At 50.6% G+C, this 17,093-nt stretch carries 14 protein-coding genes; 5 read left to right on the plus strand and 9 right to left on the minus strand.

The annotated features are described in order from the left end of the window. Window positions 1-8 precede the first annotated feature (8 nt). The 4 genes from E4Z61_RS10770 to rclA all read right to left on the minus strand — a co-directional run bounded on the left by E4Z61_RS10770 (window position 9) and on the right by rclA (window position 3,398). Window positions 9-698, minus strand: coding sequence for a PilZ domain-containing protein (locus E4Z61_RS10770; protein WP_135322757.1), 690 nt, complete (start codon window positions 696-698; stop codon window positions 9-11). A gap of 390 nt (window positions 699-1,088) precedes the next feature. Then, on the minus strand, window positions 1,089-1,649 hold the full coding sequence (gene rclC / locus E4Z61_RS10775; RefSeq protein WP_135322758.1) for a reactive chlorine resistance membrane protein RclC: 561 nt from the start codon (window positions 1,647-1,649) through the stop codon (window positions 1,089-1,091). An 11-nt stretch (window positions 1,650-1,660) separates the two neighbouring features. Next, a complete protein-coding gene (gene rclB, locus E4Z61_RS10780) occupies window positions 1,661-1,897 on the minus strand; it encodes a reactive chlorine resistance periplasmic protein RclB (RefSeq protein ID WP_420808714.1) in 237 nt (78 codons plus the stop codon). A 175-nt stretch (window positions 1,898-2,072) separates the two neighbouring features. Continuing rightward, a complete protein-coding gene (gene rclA, locus E4Z61_RS10785; protein WP_135322760.1) occupies window positions 2,073-3,398 on the minus strand; it encodes a reactive chlorine resistance oxidoreductase RclA in 1,326 nt (441 codons plus the stop codon). A gap of 237 nt (window positions 3,399-3,635) precedes the next feature. Between rclA and rclR the strand changes: the two genes are divergently transcribed. Continuing rightward, window positions 3,636-4,490 carry a reactive chlorine-specific transcriptional regulator RclR gene (rclR, locus tag E4Z61_RS10790; RefSeq protein WP_135322761.1) on the plus strand — a complete coding sequence of 285 codons (855 nt, stop codon included), beginning with the start codon at window positions 3,636-3,638 and terminating at the stop codon, window positions 4,488-4,490. 43 nt (window positions 4,491-4,533) lie between these two features. Here rclR and E4Z61_RS10795 read toward each other — a convergent pair whose 3' ends face one another. From E4Z61_RS10795 to E4Z61_RS10810, 4 genes are all read right to left on the minus strand, one after another. Continuing rightward, window positions 4,534-7,674, minus strand: a complete 3,141-nt coding sequence (locus E4Z61_RS10795) for a CusA/CzcA family heavy metal efflux RND transporter (protein WP_135322762.1) — start codon at window positions 7,672-7,674, stop codon at window positions 4,534-4,536. A gap of 11 nt (window positions 7,675-7,685) precedes the next feature. Next, window positions 7,686-8,987 carry an efflux RND transporter periplasmic adaptor subunit gene (locus E4Z61_RS10800; RefSeq protein ID WP_135322763.1) on the minus strand — a complete coding sequence of 434 codons (1,302 nt, stop codon included), beginning with the start codon at window positions 8,985-8,987 and terminating at the stop codon, window positions 7,686-7,688. A 76-nt stretch (window positions 8,988-9,063) separates the two neighbouring features. Beyond that, entirely contained in the window at window positions 9,064-9,411 is a 348-nt protein-coding gene (gene cusF / locus E4Z61_RS10805; protein WP_135322764.1) for a cation efflux system protein CusF, read from the minus strand. A 32-nt stretch (window positions 9,412-9,443) separates the two neighbouring features. Beyond that, window positions 9,444-10,826 (minus strand): efflux transporter outer membrane subunit, encoded by a 1,383-nt coding sequence (locus E4Z61_RS10810; protein WP_135322765.1) that lies wholly within the window; start codon window positions 10,824-10,826, stop codon window positions 9,444-9,446. A 181-nt stretch (window positions 10,827-11,007) separates the two neighbouring features. Between E4Z61_RS10810 and cusR the strand changes: the two genes are divergently transcribed. From cusR to E4Z61_RS10830, 4 genes are all read left to right on the plus strand, one after another. Further along, on the plus strand, window positions 11,008-11,691 hold the full coding sequence (gene cusR, locus E4Z61_RS10815) for a copper response regulator transcription factor CusR (protein ID WP_135324920.1): 684 nt from the start codon (window positions 11,008-11,010) through the stop codon (window positions 11,689-11,691). Next, complete coding sequence (locus E4Z61_RS10820; RefSeq protein ID WP_135322766.1) at window positions 11,681-13,132, plus strand: Cu(+)/Ag(+) sensor histidine kinase; 1,452 nt, start codon at window positions 11,681-11,683, stop codon at window positions 13,130-13,132. The genes cusR and E4Z61_RS10820 overlap by 11 nt, the downstream gene beginning before the upstream one ends. Before the next feature lie 144 nt (window positions 13,133-13,276). Then, on the plus strand, window positions 13,277-13,621 hold the full coding sequence (locus E4Z61_RS10825; protein ID WP_135324921.1) for a copper-binding protein: 345 nt from the start codon (window positions 13,277-13,279) through the stop codon (window positions 13,619-13,621). Window positions 13,622-13,770: 149 nt separating this feature from the next. Further along, on the plus strand, window positions 13,771-14,574 hold the full coding sequence (locus tag E4Z61_RS10830) for an MBL fold metallo-hydrolase (RefSeq protein ID WP_135322767.1): 804 nt from the start codon (window positions 13,771-13,773) through the stop codon (window positions 14,572-14,574). Between the two features lie 71 nt (window positions 14,575-14,645). On the opposite strand, the gene E4Z61_RS10835 is transcribed toward E4Z61_RS10830, so the two are convergent. Further along, entirely contained in the window at window positions 14,646-17,090 is a 2,445-nt protein-coding gene (locus E4Z61_RS10835; protein ID WP_135322768.1) for a trimethylamine-N-oxide reductase 2, read from the minus strand. Window positions 17,091-17,093 lie beyond the last annotated feature (3 nt).

Here is a 17,093-nt window from a genome sequence, read left to right on the forward strand (position 1 = left end):
ACCGTTCCTTATAAACTTCTAATCTTATTGCTCATTAAAAATTTGATGATTATTTTCTCTACTTCTGCCTCTTCACGACGGTTCTTAAAATCAAACCCACATGATATCTGGTAGCAGGAGTACAGCTGATTATCTTCATCAAACTCATTAATCATGACGACATCAATCACTTTTAAATCAAGAACTAAACTACCGAACACATCAAAATCCAGCGAGGCACCTTTTATAATCGCATCTTTATAAAGGAATCGCGCATTCACATCCTTCACAATTAACGCACAGCCACCCTGAGAAATATTCTTGATCTTAAGGGAGTAGTTTTCGCCGTTTTTGTAACGACCCGTGCAGAAAAAATCGTAGCCTTTCAAGAAGGAGAAGCGCTGATTTTGCCGCTGTTGAGCAAAGAAAATCATATCCGGGATATGGTAGGACAACCCTGCCTCCGCGTCTGATGATGGCTCGTATCTGGCGCTAAACTTAACAATCCCGCTATCGCTGTGCAGGATAAAGTATTGGACCTTTTCAGGAACGATGTCTTTGTGCGGGGGGAGCACAAAGCGTTCGAAATCGATCTTTTCTAACTGCGTGATAACGCTACTGTCACCACATAAGACTTCCAGTTTCGTCTTCTTGTGCAGCTCTTCACGCAGGATCGCGATGATTTCAAACTTGTTGTCCTTTGCTAATCCAAAGCTCATTCTAAAATCCTTATTTCCATATTTAAGATATGTCCCGGTCTTGTTGGTAGACAAAAACGCGAGATCAGCATCCACCCCTGGTGCTTAATTACCATAGTGGATTCCATGTCATACAGTTGATGCAAATTTAAGTTTTTAACTATCTTTAATGTTTTATTGATATGTAAAAACGTTCGATGTGAATTAATTCTAGCTGAAGTAATGCCTAAAACCATACGAAGTTGCGCATCAAGCATAACAAAAAGGAATAAAAAGACAAATAAAGAGGGATTTTGGAGATAACAAGTATTTAGCTTAAGGCAAAAAAAAAGCCAGCATCTGCTGGCCTCGGTAATTACCGTATTAAACTATAGTGGCATACTGTCTTACAGAGGGTACAACGTGAGAAAATTAGTACTGCTGCTTAAGGATTGTCCGAGCTGAATCAGCAATAATCATTACCGCTCCCGCCAGCATTAGCGTATCTTTTAGTACCAGCCGCCCAGCCCCCGATAAATACGGAAATCCATGGTGGAGATCGCCCAGCGGCATAACCCATGCTTCGGGAGTAGTAATTAAAAAAGACAGGGTGACAATCGGTGTTGCAAATGCCAACAGGCCGCCCATTAATCCTAACCAGCGGTTAACAGGATTCGCTAACACCAGCAGTGCGATAATAATCTCAACGACGCCAAGTCCATTCGAGAAACTATAAGTATTATTGGCAGTTTGCCATTCTCGCTCCTGCGGTTTAAATTCACCTTCGTGCGTCAAATGCTGTTTGTATTCTTCGGGATGCTCATAAAAGAATGACATTACCGGACTGTTAGCGACAAATGGCGTAATACTATCAGCCTCGTAAGGTACAAATTTTAATAAACCAATCCAGATAAAAACAATCGCGATACTCAGACGAATCAATGTTAATCCAATGCGATCCCCCTGCCCCAGCAGGCGAAGATATTTTTCCATTGCAACACTCCTCACTTGTACAAAATCGCCGTAGCGTAAGTGCTTCCATCCATTCTCATTGAGGTAATTTTCCACGATGAAGCCTGTTTTTCCTGCGCCAGTTTCGCAATCGCATCTTCAACCCCAGAAGGTGCAGCTGCGATCGCCGATATGCTAACGCGGGCAACCTCGATGGGTTGCTGTGCCAAAGCAGAAAATGTCACGGGTGCAGTCAGTAGAGAAGTCATCAATAACGCTGTTTTAAAAATATTCATATCTATTTCCATTAACGAGTGATTTCAGTCGCAACAGAATAATGCAACCAACGTTATTTCATGCCATCAATAACGCCAGAATAACTGTCGATACGTATTATTTAGGCACTGTGTTGCACATATAAAAAAGCCCCACACGTGTGGGGCAAAAATGCAGACACAACTATTATTATTTAACTAATGAGAAAAGGTCGTTTAATGATTCACTCATGCTAGGGTGCGTAAATATTTGGTCACGTAATATGCTATACGGTAATCCGGCATCCATTACGGTTTTAATAATATTAATCATCTCATGAGAGTCCACACACAGCAGTGACACGCCTAATATCTGCTGAGTATTTGCATCAACCACCGCCTTCAGCATACCACGCGTATCATCCATCACCCGTGCTCGTGGGATCGCCGCAACGGGTAACGTCACTACCTGCACCGCCATCCCGCTGGCCCGAGCCTGTTGTTCCGTGATCCCCACGCGGGAAAGCGGCGGCGTCATAAAGACGGAATACGGCACATTCTGACGATCGTCGGTATTGCGCCCCCCTTCTCCCAACAGGCCGTCACGCACAATGCGGAAATCATCCAGAGAGATGTAGGTAAATTGCAAACCACCGGTGACATCCCCCATGGCCCAGATATTATCTGCCGAGGTGCGCAGATATTTATTCACAATAATCCCACCACGCTCGTTGACGTCCACGCCGGCATTTTGCAGCTGCAGTTTTTCAGTCGCCGGTTTGCGGCCTGATGCGACCAACAGCGCGTCCACTGAATGTGTCTCTTCCGGCATTTGTACCTGCACCGCGCCGTCCAGGGATGATACCGAGCGCACATTGGCGTTAAGGATTAGCTCAACACCTTTATCACGTAAAATTTGGGCAATAGCCTCTGCAACATCCCTGTCTTCACGCGGTAAAAATAGCGGCGCGGCTTCAAAGATAGTGACCTTGCTGCCAAAGTTGGCAAACATCGAGGCAAATTCGACGCCAATGTAACCACCACCCAAAATCCCCAACCGCTGTGGTCGCTGCGTCAGATTCAGTAACCCGGTGCTGTCGAACACGCCCGGCGTGCTGGATAATCCTTCAATGTTCGGCATCGTTGCCTGCGCGCCGGTATTAATAAAGATCTTCTCCCCGCGAAGCTCGAGCATCCCGGTAGGCTGCATCACCCGCACGGTATGGTTGTCGATAAACTCAGCGCGCCCTTCAATCACCTCCACGTTGTCCAGATCGGCAAGGTTATGGAAGTTTTTATCGCGCAGAAAACTGACCACCGAGGCCTTACGCTGCATCGCCGTGGCAAAGTCATGCTGAAGCTCAGCATCGTGTACCAGGGTTTTAGTTGGAATGCAGCCGATATTAATGCATGTTCCACCGTACATCGTGTTCGACTGCTCGATAATCGCCACCCGCCAACCTGCTTTTGCAAGGGTAGCCGCCAGCGTCTTACCCGCTTTGCCAAATCCAATAATGATCGCCTGATACTGATTCATGCTGTCTCTCCGCAAAGTCACTGTTCATTTGTTAAACCTAAGTATAAGGAGTGACGAAGATGAACAGCGTATCCATAACGCGCTTGTTTTTGTCCAATCGTCTAAATATGACTGAACAAATCCTGTGATGATGAAAACAGTAACTCAAACTAACAACTTGATGATATTAATTTAATATAGAATTATAGCGATAATAGCGATGTTTAGTTCAATGTATAAAACTGTTCAGGAGTCTTTATGGACGCGCTTAGCCGATTACTGATGCTTAACGACCCGCAGGGTTCCATTGATCAAAACTGCCCACTAGGCAAAGACTGGCAGTTGCCGCATGCGGCGGGAGAACTGTCCGTTATCCGCTGGCATACGGTGACTCAGGGCGCGGTTCAGCTGGATATGCCTGACGGAACATCTTCTACGTTACGTCCTGGTTCGATAGTTATCCTGCCGCAAAACTCCGCACATCGACTCTGCCAGTCAGGCAATGAACAAACGCATATTGTCTGCGGGAGACTGCGACTGCAGGCATCTTCACGCTATTTTTTAACCGCGCTGCCGGAAGTATTGTTGTTGCAGCCGGAGGAAAATAGCCCCGTAGGTCAGTGGCTGAAAGCCATGATTGGACTGCTGCAACAGGAATCGATGAGTACGCTGCCGGGTTCTGAGGTGGTATGCAGCCAGCAATGCGCCACGCTGTTTACTCTCGCCGTTCGCGAATGGCTGGCACAGGCCGCACCGGGCAAAAACATGCTGAATCTGCTGCTGCATCCCAGACTGGGAGCTATCGTTAATCTGATGCTCGAGTCGCCCGCTCATCCGTGGACCGTCGAAGAGCTGGCGCAGCGTGCGCATATGTCGCGGGCCAGCTTCGCGCAGCTGTTCCGTGAAGTCTCAAACTCCACGCCGCTCGCCGTCTTAACCACGCTACGTTTGCAATTCGCCGCCCAGATGCTGTCTCGCGATTCACGGCCTTTAATCGTGATTGCCGAGTCGGTTGGCTATGCCAGCGAATCGTCGTTTCACAAAATCTTTCTGCGCGAATATGGCTGCACGCCGGGCGAGTACAGAAAACGGGTCAAGGAGCTGGAAAAGTAGCGCTACGCCTTGCGGAGTTATCAGGCGCAACGCTACCCGGGCTTTACTTCTGTCGATGCCGTTGCAGCCACATCAATTTATAGGCCGCAGGAATGATAAACAGCGACAGCAGCGGCGCGGTTATCATGCCGCCAATCATCGGGGCGGCTATCCGACTCATCACTTCCGACCCAGCCCCGGTTCCCCATAAGATCGGCAGCAGGCCGGCAATAATCACCGCCACGGTCATCGCCTTGGGACGCACACGCAGCACCGCCCCGTGGTATAACGCCTCATCCAGCTTAGCGACCGTAAAGGTCTGCGGATTTTCCAGCGCAGGCTCCGCCTCGATGGCGTGGCGCAGATACATCAACATGACCACACCGAACTCAGCGGCAACGCCTGCCAGCGCAATAAATCCGGTCCCGGTCGCTACCGACATGTGGAATCCCATCCAGTAGAGGAACCAAATCCCGCCCACCAGTGCGAACGGCACGCTGGTAATAATCAGCAGCGCTTCACCAAAACGACGAAACGCCAGATACAGCAACACAAAAATGATCATCAACGTCATCGGCACCATCAGTTTGAGCTTATGACTGGCGCGCTCAAGCAGTTCAAATTGGCCCGAAAATGCTACGCTGGTCCCGGGTTTGAGCTGAACATTTTCAGCAATCGCTTTTTTTAAATCGTTTACTACCGAGACCATGTCGCGATCGCGGGCATCGATGTAGATCCAACTGGTCGGCCGCGCATTCTCGGTTTTCAGCATCGACGGACCAGAAATAACCTTCACATCCGCCACATCAGCCAGCGTGATCTGCTGCTTCATTGGTGTCAGGAGCGGCAACTGACGTAACGCTTCCGGGCTATCGCGGTAGCTTTGTGGATAGCGAAGATTTATCGGATAGCGGGCAATCCCTTCAACCGTTTCACCGACCATCGCTCCCCCCACCGCCGAGGTAATGAACAGCTGCACATCACCTACCGTCATGCCATAACGCGCGGCCTTTTCACGCTGAATATCGACACTGAGATAGCGGCCACCTTCCAGACGTTCTGCCAGCGCAGAGGCGACGCCTGGTACGGTTCTGGCCACCTCTTCGATTTGCTCCGCCGTGGCGTCAATATCCGCCAGCACGGTGCCCGACACTTTAATCCCGATTGGGCTTTTGATCCCGGTAGACAACATGTCAATGCGATTACGAATCGGCGGCACCCACAGATTTGCCAGCCCCGGCAGCCGGACCGTTTTATCCAGTTCCTCGATGATTTTGTCCATCGTCATTCCCGGACGCCACTGATCCTGCGGTTTCAACTGGATGGTTGTTTCAACCATTTCTAGCGGCGCGGAATCGGTGGCGGTTTCGGCTTTACCGGTTTTACCAAACACGCGTGCCACTTCCGGGACGGTCATGATCAGCTTGTCGGTTTTTTGCAGCATATCCGCCGCCTGCGCCGCCGAGATCCCCGGCAGGGTCGACGGCATATACAGCAGATCACCTTCGTTGATCTGCGGTAAAAATTCGCCGCCAACTTTATTCAGTGGCCAAATAACCGTCAGGATCGACAGCACCGCCACCAGCAGGGTAGTTTTTGGCCAGTGCAGCACCTTCAACAACAGTGGATGGTAAATGCGGATCAGGAAACGGTTAAGCGGGTTGCTGCTTTCCGCAGGGATCTTGCCCCGGATCCAGAATCCCATCAGGATCGGGATCACCACAATCGCCAGCAACGCCGCGCCAGCCATGGCATAGGTTTTGGTGAACGCCAGCGGGCCAAACAGTCGCCCTTCCTGTCCCTCAAGGGTAAAAATAGGGATAAATGACAGGGTAATAATCAGCAAACTGATGAATAGCGCCGGTCCCACTTCCACCGAGGCGTTGGTGATCACCTGCCAGCGCGTGGCGTTATCCAGCTTTTCACCCGGATGCTGATGCTCCCACTCTTCCAGCCGCTTATGCGCGTTCTCAATCATCACAATCGCGGCGTCGACCATCGCCCCCACCGCAATGGCGATTCCTCCAAGCGACATAATGTTGGCGTTCAGCCCCTGGAAATGCATCACGATAAACGCAATACACAACCCCAACGGCAGGGAAATAATCGCCACCAGCGCCGAGCGGATATGCCACAGGAACAGCGCACACACCAGCGCCACGACGATAAACTCTTCCAGCAGCTTGTAGCTCAGGTTATCAATCGCGCGGTCGATTAGCTGACTGCGATCGTATGTTGTAACTATCTCAACGCCTTCCGGCAAACTGCTTTTCAGCGTCTCGAGTTTGGCCTTAACGGCGGAGATGACCTCACGCGCATTTTTACCCGAGCGCAGAATCACAACGCCGCCCGCCACTTCGCCTTCGCCATTCAATTCGGCGATACCACGGCGCATTTCTGGTCCAATTTGCACGCGGGCAACATCGCGCAGGTACACCGGTACACCATCAGCCCCGGATTTCAGCACAATATTGTTGAAGTCATCGAGGGTTTGCAGATACCCGCTGGCACGCACCATGTATTCCGCTTCCGCCATCTCCACAGATGAACCACCCGCCTCCTGGTTAGAGGCATCCAGCGCCGATTTCACTTCAGACAGGTTGATGCCGTATTGCGTCAGCTTCATCGGATCGATAACAACCTGGTACTCTTTAACCACACCGCCTACCGATGCCACTTCCGCCACGTTGGGAATCGTTTTCAACTCATACTTTAAAAACCAGTCCTGCAGAGAACGCAGTTCGGCCAGATCGTGTTTTCCACTGCGATCTACCAGCGCATATTCGAAGATCCAGCCGACGCCGGTGGCATCCGGCCCCATTTCCGCACTGACGCCTGCCGGTAATTTCCCCTGCACCTGGTTGAGATATTCCAGTACGCGGGAGCGAGCCCAGTAAGGGTCGGTGCCGTCTTCAAAAATGACATACACATAAGAGTCGCCAAACTGCGAGAAGCCGCGCACCGTTTTCGCGCCGGGCACCGACAGCATGGTGGTGGTCAGAGGATAAGTGACCTGATTCTCAACAATTTGCGGCGCCTGTCCCGGATAGCTGGTTTTGATAATCACCTGTACATCAGAGAGATCCGGCAGCGCATCCACGGGGGTGTTGATGATGGTCCATGTCCCCCAAATACTAAGGAACAGCGCCCCCATCATCACCAGAAAACGGTTGGCCACCGAGCGGCGAATAATCCATTCAATCATTTGTTATATCCTCAGTGTGAATGGGTCGCCGGGGCCGGCATTGCAGGCATAACTGCGGCGTCTGGCGTTCCACTCTTCTGGGCGCGCATCCGGTCCAACGCACCGGAAATATTCGCCTCGGAATCAATCAGGAACAGACCGCTGGAGACGACTTTCTCGCCTTCCGTCAGGCCGGAGCGGATAGCCGTTAGCCCCTGAGATTCATGGAATACGGCAACCTGCTTCGGCACAAAGCGTCCGTCGTTATCCACGGTAATCACCCGCTGCTCGCTGCCAGTATCAATCAGCGCTTTGGACGGGATCAGCAGCATCGGCTCACTTTGTGTTTTTAACTTGAGGTAAGCATTCATCCCCGGCTTGAGCGCCTCGTCAGGGTTTTCAACCTGCAAACGCAGTTGGAGGGTGCGCGTCGTGGCATCCACGCTTGGCAAAATACTCCACTTGCTGATGGTGAACGTTTTATCCGGCCAGGCGGGCACGGTAATCACAAACTGCGACGCGTCTTTAATCAACCAGGCGATAGATTCCGGGACCGATGCGCTAACCCACACCGGATCCATCCCCTGAATTTTTGCCACCACGTTATCTTTCGAAATGTTCATGCCGGTACGCAAATCAAAGGCAGTGATCACCCCATCGATAGGGGCACGCAGGGTAAAGCGGGTCTGAATTTTACGGGTCGATTTTAAGCGCTGGATGTCTTGCTCGGGCATCCCGGCCAGACGCAATCTTTCCAGAATACCGTCTACCTGGGTGGCGGTACCGCCGGTTTCACGCAGCAGCAGATATTCGCTCTGCGCTTCAACCCAGTCGGGGATGGTCAGATCGATCAGCGGCGCGCCTTTTTTAATTTTATCGCCGACGGTCAATGGATACACTTTTTCGATAAACCCCGCAGAGCGGGCCTGCACAATAACAAACTGATATTCGTTATAGCTGACGTTGGCCGGGAAAGTTTGAGCATACTGCAGTGGTCCTCGGCGCACGGCCTCGGTTTTTAGCCCCAGATTTTGGGTCTGTGTTGGATCGATTCGCACACCTGCTGCTGAGTCGCTCGCGGTCTCTTCATCGGCATATTTCGGGATCAGATCCATATCCATAAACGGCGATTTACCCGGCTTATCAAAACGCGTATTCGGGTACATTGGGTCATACCAGAACAGCACTTTACGCGCTTCTTTTTGCGTAGCGGAGCCGCTGTCGGTCGAGACGTTTGCTGATGACAAATAAGGATAGATACCGACAGAAATAACTCCACCGACAATCATGCTGGCAAGAATAAGCGCGGTATTTTTAATGTTTAAAGACGCCATAGTGATTTCCATTGCACGAGTGTCTCACCCGCGTTCAGGGAAGGCGGGTGAGAATAAAAGAGACCTGCGAACGACGTTATTGACTGACGTGAATATCACGTAATACAGAGAGATTTCCCTGTTGAACAAAAGTGAAGGCAACCTTATCGCCGGACTTAATATCATCAGCCTTAGTTTCCGGAACCAGCGTAAAACGCATGGTCATAGCAGGCCAGTTCACCGCTGGAATAGGTTCATGTTTAATGGTGATTTTTTTGTTTTCTGTATCAATAGATTCAATCACACCGGTTGCGCTAATTGTTTGCTCCTGCTGAGCCGTTGACTCCATACTCATCATCTCACCATGCTGATGCTCATTGGCCTGAGCATTAAACATAACCACAGAGAAAAGACTCAACAACGCAGCTTTGACGGTAGTATTCATAGATTATTCTCCTGAGAATTTAGGCTTAAATATTATTCAACCCAACCGCCGCCTAAGGCAGCAAACAACTTAATTTCATTAACCTGTTGGGCGTAATTCAGATCGAGCAACGATTGCCGGGTAGTGAATAAAGAACGCTCTGCGTCCAGGACTTCGATATAGCTCACCGCACCATTTTGATAGAGCGCTCTGGCGCGTTGCAGCGTGATTTGCAAGGAGTCCAGATACCGCTGCTGAGCGGTAATTTGGGAGGCCAAGCTTTGGCGCAATACCAGTGCATCCGCCACCTCTTTAAATGCGTTCTGGATTTTTTGTTCATAATTCACCACCGACTGCTGCTGGCGAATTTCGGCCAAATCGAGATTTGACTGGTTACGTCCGGCGTTAAAAATCGGAATATCGATTTTGGGCACAAAATTCCACATGCCGCTGGCCGCATTAAATAAAGTGGAGAGATCGCTGCTGCTGCCAGATACCGAACTGGTGAGCGTAATAGACGGGAAAAAGGCTGCCCGCGCAGCGCCGATATTGGCATTTGCCGCCATTAGCGCATGCTCGGCTTCCAGAATATCCGGTCGCTGGAGCAGTATTTGCGATGGAAGCGACGGCGGCAGCGTCACAGCGTTTATATCACCGCGACTGCGCGCCTGGTCGTCCGGTAATTTCCCGTAGGTGCCAAGCAACAGCTGCAGCGCATTATTCGCCTGCGCCAGTTCACCTTTACGTTTTGCGATATCGGCACGCGTACTTTCAATCACACCACGCGCCTGTTCCAGCGCCAGTACGTTGGTGCTTCCCGTCAGTAACTGTTTTTCGACAAAGGCGTAAGAGCGCTGATAGTTTTGCAGCGTTTCTTCGGCGATTTTCAGCTGTGCGTAAGCCAGTCGCTGGTTGAAATAACTTTGCGACACGTTGGAAATTAATAAGATATGCACTGCCCGACGCGCTTCTTCACTGGCAAAGAAATTCTGTCGTTCGGCTTCACTCATATTTTTCAGTCGACCGAAGAAATCCAAATCAAAACTGAGATTCAGTCCAGCCTCAAATTCTTTCTTCGTGCTGGTATCGCCTTTAAATTTGCCGCTATAAGTGCCGCTGGAGCCCGCATTAAGCTGTGGATAGCGGTCTGCATCCGTCACCCCATATTGTGCTCTTGCTTCCTGAACCTTCAGGGTTGCCATGCGTAAATCACGGTTATTCAGCAGCGCCTCGCCAATCAGCGCTTTCACCTGATCGTCAACGAAAAAGGTGCGCCAGCCCGTGTCCTGATATCCCTGAGGTGTTGGAACCAGCGCATTCTGGCTTAAGGAGAATTGCTGCGGCACCGGCATTGCCGGACGCTGATACTCCGGTGCCAGCGAACAACCGGCCAGAATAAAAATAACGCTGAGGGTAAGAAGCTTAAATTTGCACATAGTTCTTTTCGTCCAAACCGGACTGGAATGTGAATTTATTACCATGCACCTTACCGAATCGACTCTGTTTAAGCGGTGACAGGAAAATGACAAAGCTGTCATTTTCCCAATAACTCATTGCTATCCGATCCCGCTTCTCTAGAATTGAAACCCGCATAGCCAGCTGGTGAAGGAGAAAATGATGAAGATTTTGGTCGTCGAAGATGAGAAAAAAACCGGCGAATACCTGACTAAGGGCCTGACGGAAGCCGGTTTTGTCGTCGATTTGGCAGATAACGGCCTGAACGGGTATCACCTGGCCATGACCGGCGATTATGACCTGATCATTCTCGACATCATGCTGCCTGACGTGAACGGCTGGGACATCGTGCGTATGCTGCGCAGCGCCAGCAAAGGCATGCCGATTCTTCTCCTCACCGCGCTGGGTACGATTGAACATCGGGTCAAAGGACTGGAGTTGGGGGCGGATGATTATCTGGTTAAACCGTTTGCCTTTGCCGAGTTGCTGGCGCGAGTCAGAACGCTGCTGCGCCGTGGGGCGGCGGTGATTGTCGAGAGTCAGTTTCAGGTCGCGGATTTAATGGTCGATCTGGTCAGCCGAAAAGTCACCCGCAGCGGCGCCCGTATTACTCTCACCAGCAAAGAATTTACGTTGCTCGAGTTTTTCCTGCGCCATCAGGGGGAAGTGTTGCCCCGCTCGCTGATTGCCTCGCAAGTCTGGGACATGAATTTTGACAGTGACACCAATGCAATTGACGTCGCCGTGAAGCGCTTACGCGCCAAAATTGATAATGATTTTGAACCGAAGTTGATTCAGACCGTACGCGGTGTGGGATATATGCTTGAGGTACCGGATGGCTATTAAACGCCCGCAACGTCCCTTTTCACTAGCAACGCGCCTGACCTTTTTTATCAGCCTGGCAACCATCGCCTCATTTTTCGCCTTCGCCTGGATAATGATCCACTCCGTGAAGGTCCATTTTGCCGAGCAGGATATCAACGATTTAAGAGAGATCAGCACCACGCTGGAACGAATCCTTAATCAACCCAACGAACCTGAATCCCGCCGACTGGAAACCTTAAAAAATGTAGTTTCCGGCTACTCAAACGTTATTATTTCTTTAGAAGATACCAACCAAAAGGCCATTTTTCATTCACCTGGCGCGCCGGACCTGCGCCAGTTTATCGCCAGTGCGACACCGGATAAAAATGCCCGTAACAATAATGTTTTTTTAATCTCCGGCCCCACGCTACACACGCAGAATCACACTCACGGGCAAAACACCCCTTCCAACTGGCGAATGATTAGTTTGCCGGTAGGCCAGTTAGCGGACGGCAAACCGGCGTGGACGCTGTATATGGCGTTATCGATAGATTTCCATCTGCATTATATTAACGATCTGAAAAACAAGCTGATTATGACGGCATCGCTAATTAGCATGATGATTGTTTTTATCGTGCTGTTCGCCGTTTATAAAGGCCATGAACCGATCCGTAATGTCAGTCGCCGCATCCAAAATATCACCTCGAAAGATCTTGATGTGCGCCTGGATCCACAAGCCGTTCCTATTGAACTGGAACAACTGGTGAGTTCGTTTAATCACATGATCGAACGCATTGAGGATGTGTTTAAACGCCAGTCGAATTTCTCTGCGGATATTGCCCATGAGATCCGCACGCCAATCACCAACCTGGTCACACAAACGGAAATTGCGCTCAGCCAACCCCGTAGCCAGAAAGAACTGGAAGATGTGCTCTATTCCAATCTTGAAGAGTTTGGCCGGATGTCGAAGATGGTGAGCGATATGCTGTTCCTGGCACAGGCAGATAACAATCAACTGATCCCGGAAAAGACGGCGCTCAACCTGGCGGATGAAGTCGGTAAGGTGTTTGACTTTTTCGAGGCCTGGGCAGAAGAGCGCGAAGTCAGTTTACGCTTTGAGGGCCGCGCATGCTGGGTGTCTGGCGATCCGTTAATGCTGCGCAGAGCCCTGAGCAATCTGCTGTCTAACGCGATGCGTTACACGCCCAAAGGCCAGTCGGTGACAGTACGGGTTAAAGAAGCTGATGGGCAGGTACAGATTATCGTCGAAAACCCAGGCCCTCCCATCGCTGCGGAACATCTGCCGCGACTGTTCGACCGTTTCTATCGCGTGGACCCGTCACGGCAGCGTAAAGGAGAAGGTAGCGGTATTGGCCTGGCGATTGTGAAATCGATTGTCGCTGCCCATCAGGGAAAAGTGGCGGTCACCTCCGACGCCCGTGCTACCTGCTTTATTCTGACGCTGCCAAAACATGCAATTTAATCCTACCGGATGGCGCAAATACGCCATCCATTGACGACCTGTTTTTTTTATTTATTCTCTGACACAACCGTCATAATTCTGTCACCTCTCTGAGCGCGCCTGCTTATTATAATTTCCTCTGTAAACTCACACAGGAGAAATATGATGAATAAGATATCCTCTTTTTTAGCTATCGCATTTTTTATCTCAGCGGGTGTTAATGCTACAGATAGCATTGATACGCACCAACAGGCAGCGATGGTCCATAAAATGATGAATAATAGCGATGCTTCTGCTCATCAGAAAATGGCACAGGCACATCAAGCACAAGCGCAAGCGCAAGCGCAAGCGCAAAATAGTCAGCCCACGAAGACTGTTGCGCCGTCATTTGCACAAATGAATGAGCATGAAAAAGCGATGGTCGTACATGAGTCTATGAATAACGGCCATGCGTTTGCACATAAGCAACAGGCCGAACAGCACCGTGCACAGATCCCCGCACAAGGGTAAAGTTGTTCTGCGTTGTATAAAATGTTCATCAATACAGGGATTCAATCTCACGCGCTAAATTGTGCGCGGATAACGCCAAAGAGCGCTGCGATCACAGCGCTCACAAAAACCCTGCGCTACAGTATGCCGTTTTAATACTGGAGTCAGGTGTGGCTTTAACCCTCACGGTATTGCTTGAAAACAGACGTGCTGCTGGCGCTGATAAATCATTACGGGCAAAGCCTGGACTAAGTCTGTTAGTCCAGGATGAAACAACCTCTATCCTGTTTGATACCGGGCCGGATGACAGCTTCATACTTAACGCCGCACAAATGGGTGTTGATTTATCGCAGCTTGACGCCGTGGTACTTTCACACGGCCATTACGATCACTGTGGCGGCGTGCCGTGGCTCGAGGATAACAGTCGTGTCATTTGCCATCCTCAAATCGCCTGCGAGCGTTACGCCTCAATAACTCTTGCGGGAACGCCGCGAAAAATAAAAAAACTCTCCCGCGATAACGACTATTCTCGACTCATCATGGAATACACCTGCGAACCGTTGGCTATTAGTGAACGTTTTTTGTGGTCCGGGGAAATTAGCGTCCCCACTCCGCAGGCCTATGGCGTGATTAGCGAAGCGACACCCCAACCAGATTACATCAGCGATGAAGGCGTATTGATTTATAAATCAGAGCGCGGGTTAGTCATCATTACCGGCTGCGGGCATCGGGGAATAGAAAATATCGTCCGCCATTGTCAAAATATTACCGGCATTACAAAGATCCACGCCCTGATCGGCGGATTTCATTTACGTGCGGCGTCTCCCTTTAAGCTATGGCAGACACGGCAATTTATTAAGCAACAAAAACCAGACACGGTTCTCGGCTGTCACTGCACCGGCACTTGGGGGCGATTGTGGCTACCAGGAACAAATGCTCCAGCAACGGGAGATGTGATCGTACTAGCAGAGTGAAGGCGGTAAAAACGTTGCTCACTCCTGCAGTAAAAAACGGGAACCTCTCGGTTCCCGTTTATCAGTCATTATTACATGGTGACGATTTCAGGCTCATCAAATACGGTGAGTTTTGGCGCTTCGCCGGTATATTTCTCCGCGTACACCAGACTGGTATTGCCTGCGCAACCATTCGCCAGTCTTGAGGTTGGAATATCCGCAGTCAATACATTGGCCCCGCCGTTTTTACATATACCGTTTTCAATATCTGGCCAGGCCCCTTCGTGAATACAGATGATCCCCGGTTTGATCCCATCACTGACGTGCGCCCCAACCAACACCTGTCCACGGCCATTCCAGACGCGAACCAAATCCCCCTCGGCAATACCTCTGGCCTTCGCATCATCCGGGTGAATCGTCACAGGTTCGCGATTGGCAATGGCGTATTCTTTACGCAGCGCAGCGTAGTTCAACTGGCTGTGCAAACGATGTGCCGGGTGTGCCGTCAATAACTGCAATTGATCCTTATCCGCAGAGCCTTTCCATTCATCTGGTTCAATCCATGATGCATGCGGCGGACAATCTTTGTATTTATAGCCCTCAATCGTTTTTGAGTAGATTTCTATCTTACCGCTCGGTGTTCCGAGTGCGTTCATCACCGGATCGCTGCGAAAATCCGCGTAGCGCACATATTTGTTGTTCTTCTCATTCTCACGCATTTCGATCAGTTTATTCTGCTGCCAGAACGCGTTGAATTGAGGCATGGCGACACGCTGGGCGCGGGCGGCTTTCTGCGCAACATCGTAGAATTGCTTCAGCCACGCCATTTCGTCTTTCCCTTCGGTGTAGACCGCTTTGCCACCCGGCTTGAGCATCTCTGCCAGATCGGCAAACACGTCAAAATCACTACGTGCTTCAAATTGCGGCTCAATCACCTGCTTCATCGGCACCAAGTGCTGGTTGCTGTAATCGCCGGTCATGGTCAGATCGTTACGTTCAAACGACGTGGTAATTGGCAGGACAATATCGGCGTGTTTGGCCGCTGCGGTCCAGTAACACTCGGAGATAACAACCAGTTCGGGCTTCTGCCAGGCTTTAATTAAGCGATTAGTATCCTGATGGTGGGTAAAGTTAGCGCCACCAGCCCACCAGATCATTTTGATTTCCGGGAAGGTCTGCTCTTTACCATTATGCTGATATTTTCCGCCCGGATTCTCCAGCGCTTCGACGATTCGCGCCACCGGCAAATTAGTCACCGCATCAGAAACCGCCCAGTCATTTCCTGCTGACGAGCCGCCCTCAATTTTGGCCGATATCGCCGGTAATACCCCGCCGGTGCGCGTTGGGTTTCCGCCGTTAGAGTAGTGGTAAGAGAAACCAAAACCACCGCCTTCGGTACCAATTTGCCCAAGCATTGCTGCCAGCGTTACTAGCATCCAGTGTTTTTGCTCACCGTATTGCTGACGCTGGATCCCCCACCCTGCCATCAGCATGGTTTTGTTACTGGAGAAAATATCTGCCAGTTTTTCCAGCTGTTCTGCAGGCACGCCGCACACACCGGAAGCCCACTCGGCGGTTTTCTCGACGTTATCGCTCTTACCCAGCAAATACTCTTCAAACTGCGGATATCCGGTGGTGTATTTTTCCAGGAAAGCTTTGTCGTGGAGATTTTTCTTCACCAGCGTATGAGCAATCCCGAGCATCATCGCCACATCGGTGCCCATGTTAGGCGCTATCCAGGTGGCGTTATCACCAAAGAATTCGATAGTTTCAGAACGCATAGGATCGATGGCAATGACGCTTTTCCCTGATTTTTTCAGCAGATTAAAGTATTCGATCCCTTGTTCGTCCGTACTGCTCCAGGCAATTTTTAACGTATTGAGCGGGTTCATGCCCCACAACACCACGACCTGGCTGTGTTCAAGTACCATAGGCCAGGTGGTTTGTTGTTCATAGACTTCAACCGATCCCACAACGTAGGGCATGATGACCTGCGCGGCCCCGGTGGAGTAATCCCCGGTATGTCCGGCATATCCACCCGCCATGCTCATATAACGTTGCAGCAATGTCTGTGCTTTATGCAAAACCCCGCTGGAGCGCCAACCATAAGAGCCAGCAAACACCGACGCTGGACCAGAGCTGCTGCGAATCCGGCTATGCTGTTCATGAATGAGTTTCAGCGCTTGCTCCCAACTCACCCGCACAAAAGGATCGCTGCCGCGTTTGCCGTCCGCTTTACCCGGGTTTTCCAGATAACTTTTGCGCACCATCGGATATTTTACGCGGATATTGGTGTGCACCTGGTCCGGTGCAGTTTGTTGTAATGAGTTCGGTACGGTTTTCGGCAATGCGCCTTTTGAGGAAACCACTTTGCCGTCTTTCACTTCCACATACACCGCCCCCCAACGTGCGGCCGTCAGGATTGCCCCGCCATTTTGGCCTTCTGCCCAGGCTGGCATCGGGATCACCGAAGAAATCGCCATAGTCCCGGTTGCCGCGCCAGCCGTCTTGATAAAGTCACGTCTTGTGAGTTTCATGAT

Origin of the sequence: Citrobacter tructae, from assembly GCF_004684345.1 — a bacterium.
In the GTDB taxonomy this organism is placed as follows: Bacteria; Pseudomonadota; Gammaproteobacteria; order Enterobacterales; family Enterobacteriaceae; genus Citrobacter; species Citrobacter tructae.

What these genes read in the sequence shown, in the direction of transcription:
- cusR (WP_135324920.1), top strand. Translation starts at nt 11,008, where the DNA reads ATGAAGATTTTGGTCGTCGAAGATGAGAAAAAAACCGGCGAATACCTG.
- E4Z61_RS10770 (WP_135322757.1), bottom strand. Translation starts at nt 698, where the DNA reads ATGAGCTTTGGATTAGCAAAGGACAACAAGTTTGAAATCATCGCGATC.
- E4Z61_RS10795 (WP_135322762.1), bottom strand. Translation starts at nt 7,674, where the DNA reads ATGATTGAATGGATTATTCGCCGCTCGGTGGCCAACCGTTTTCTGGTG.
- E4Z61_RS10800 (WP_135322763.1), bottom strand. Translation starts at nt 8,987, where the DNA reads ATGGCGTCTTTAAACATTAAAAATACCGCGCTTATTCTTGCCAGCATG.
- E4Z61_RS10835 (WP_135322768.1), bottom strand. Translation starts at nt 17,090, where the DNA reads ATGAAACTCACAAGACGTGACTTTATCAAGACGGCTGGCGCGGCAACC.
- rclC (WP_135322758.1), bottom strand. Translation starts at nt 1,649, where the DNA reads ATGGAAAAATATCTTCGCCTGCTGGGGCAGGGGGATCGCATTGGATTA.
- E4Z61_RS10825 (WP_135324921.1), top strand. Translation starts at nt 13,277, where the DNA reads ATGAATAAGATATCCTCTTTTTTAGCTATCGCATTTTTTATCTCAGCG.
- E4Z61_RS10810 (WP_135322765.1), bottom strand. Translation starts at nt 10,826, where the DNA reads ATGTGCAAATTTAAGCTTCTTACCCTCAGCGTTATTTTTATTCTGGCC.
- rclR (WP_135322761.1), top strand. Translation starts at nt 3,636, where the DNA reads ATGGACGCGCTTAGCCGATTACTGATGCTTAACGACCCGCAGGGTTCC.
- E4Z61_RS10820 (WP_135322766.1), top strand. Translation starts at nt 11,681, where the DNA reads ATGGCTATTAAACGCCCGCAACGTCCCTTTTCACTAGCAACGCGCCTG.
- rclA (WP_135322760.1), bottom strand. Translation starts at nt 3,398, where the DNA reads ATGAATCAGTATCAGGCGATCATTATTGGATTTGGCAAAGCGGGTAAG.
- cusF (WP_135322764.1), bottom strand. Translation starts at nt 9,411, where the DNA reads ATGAATACTACCGTCAAAGCTGCGTTGTTGAGTCTTTTCTCTGTGGTT.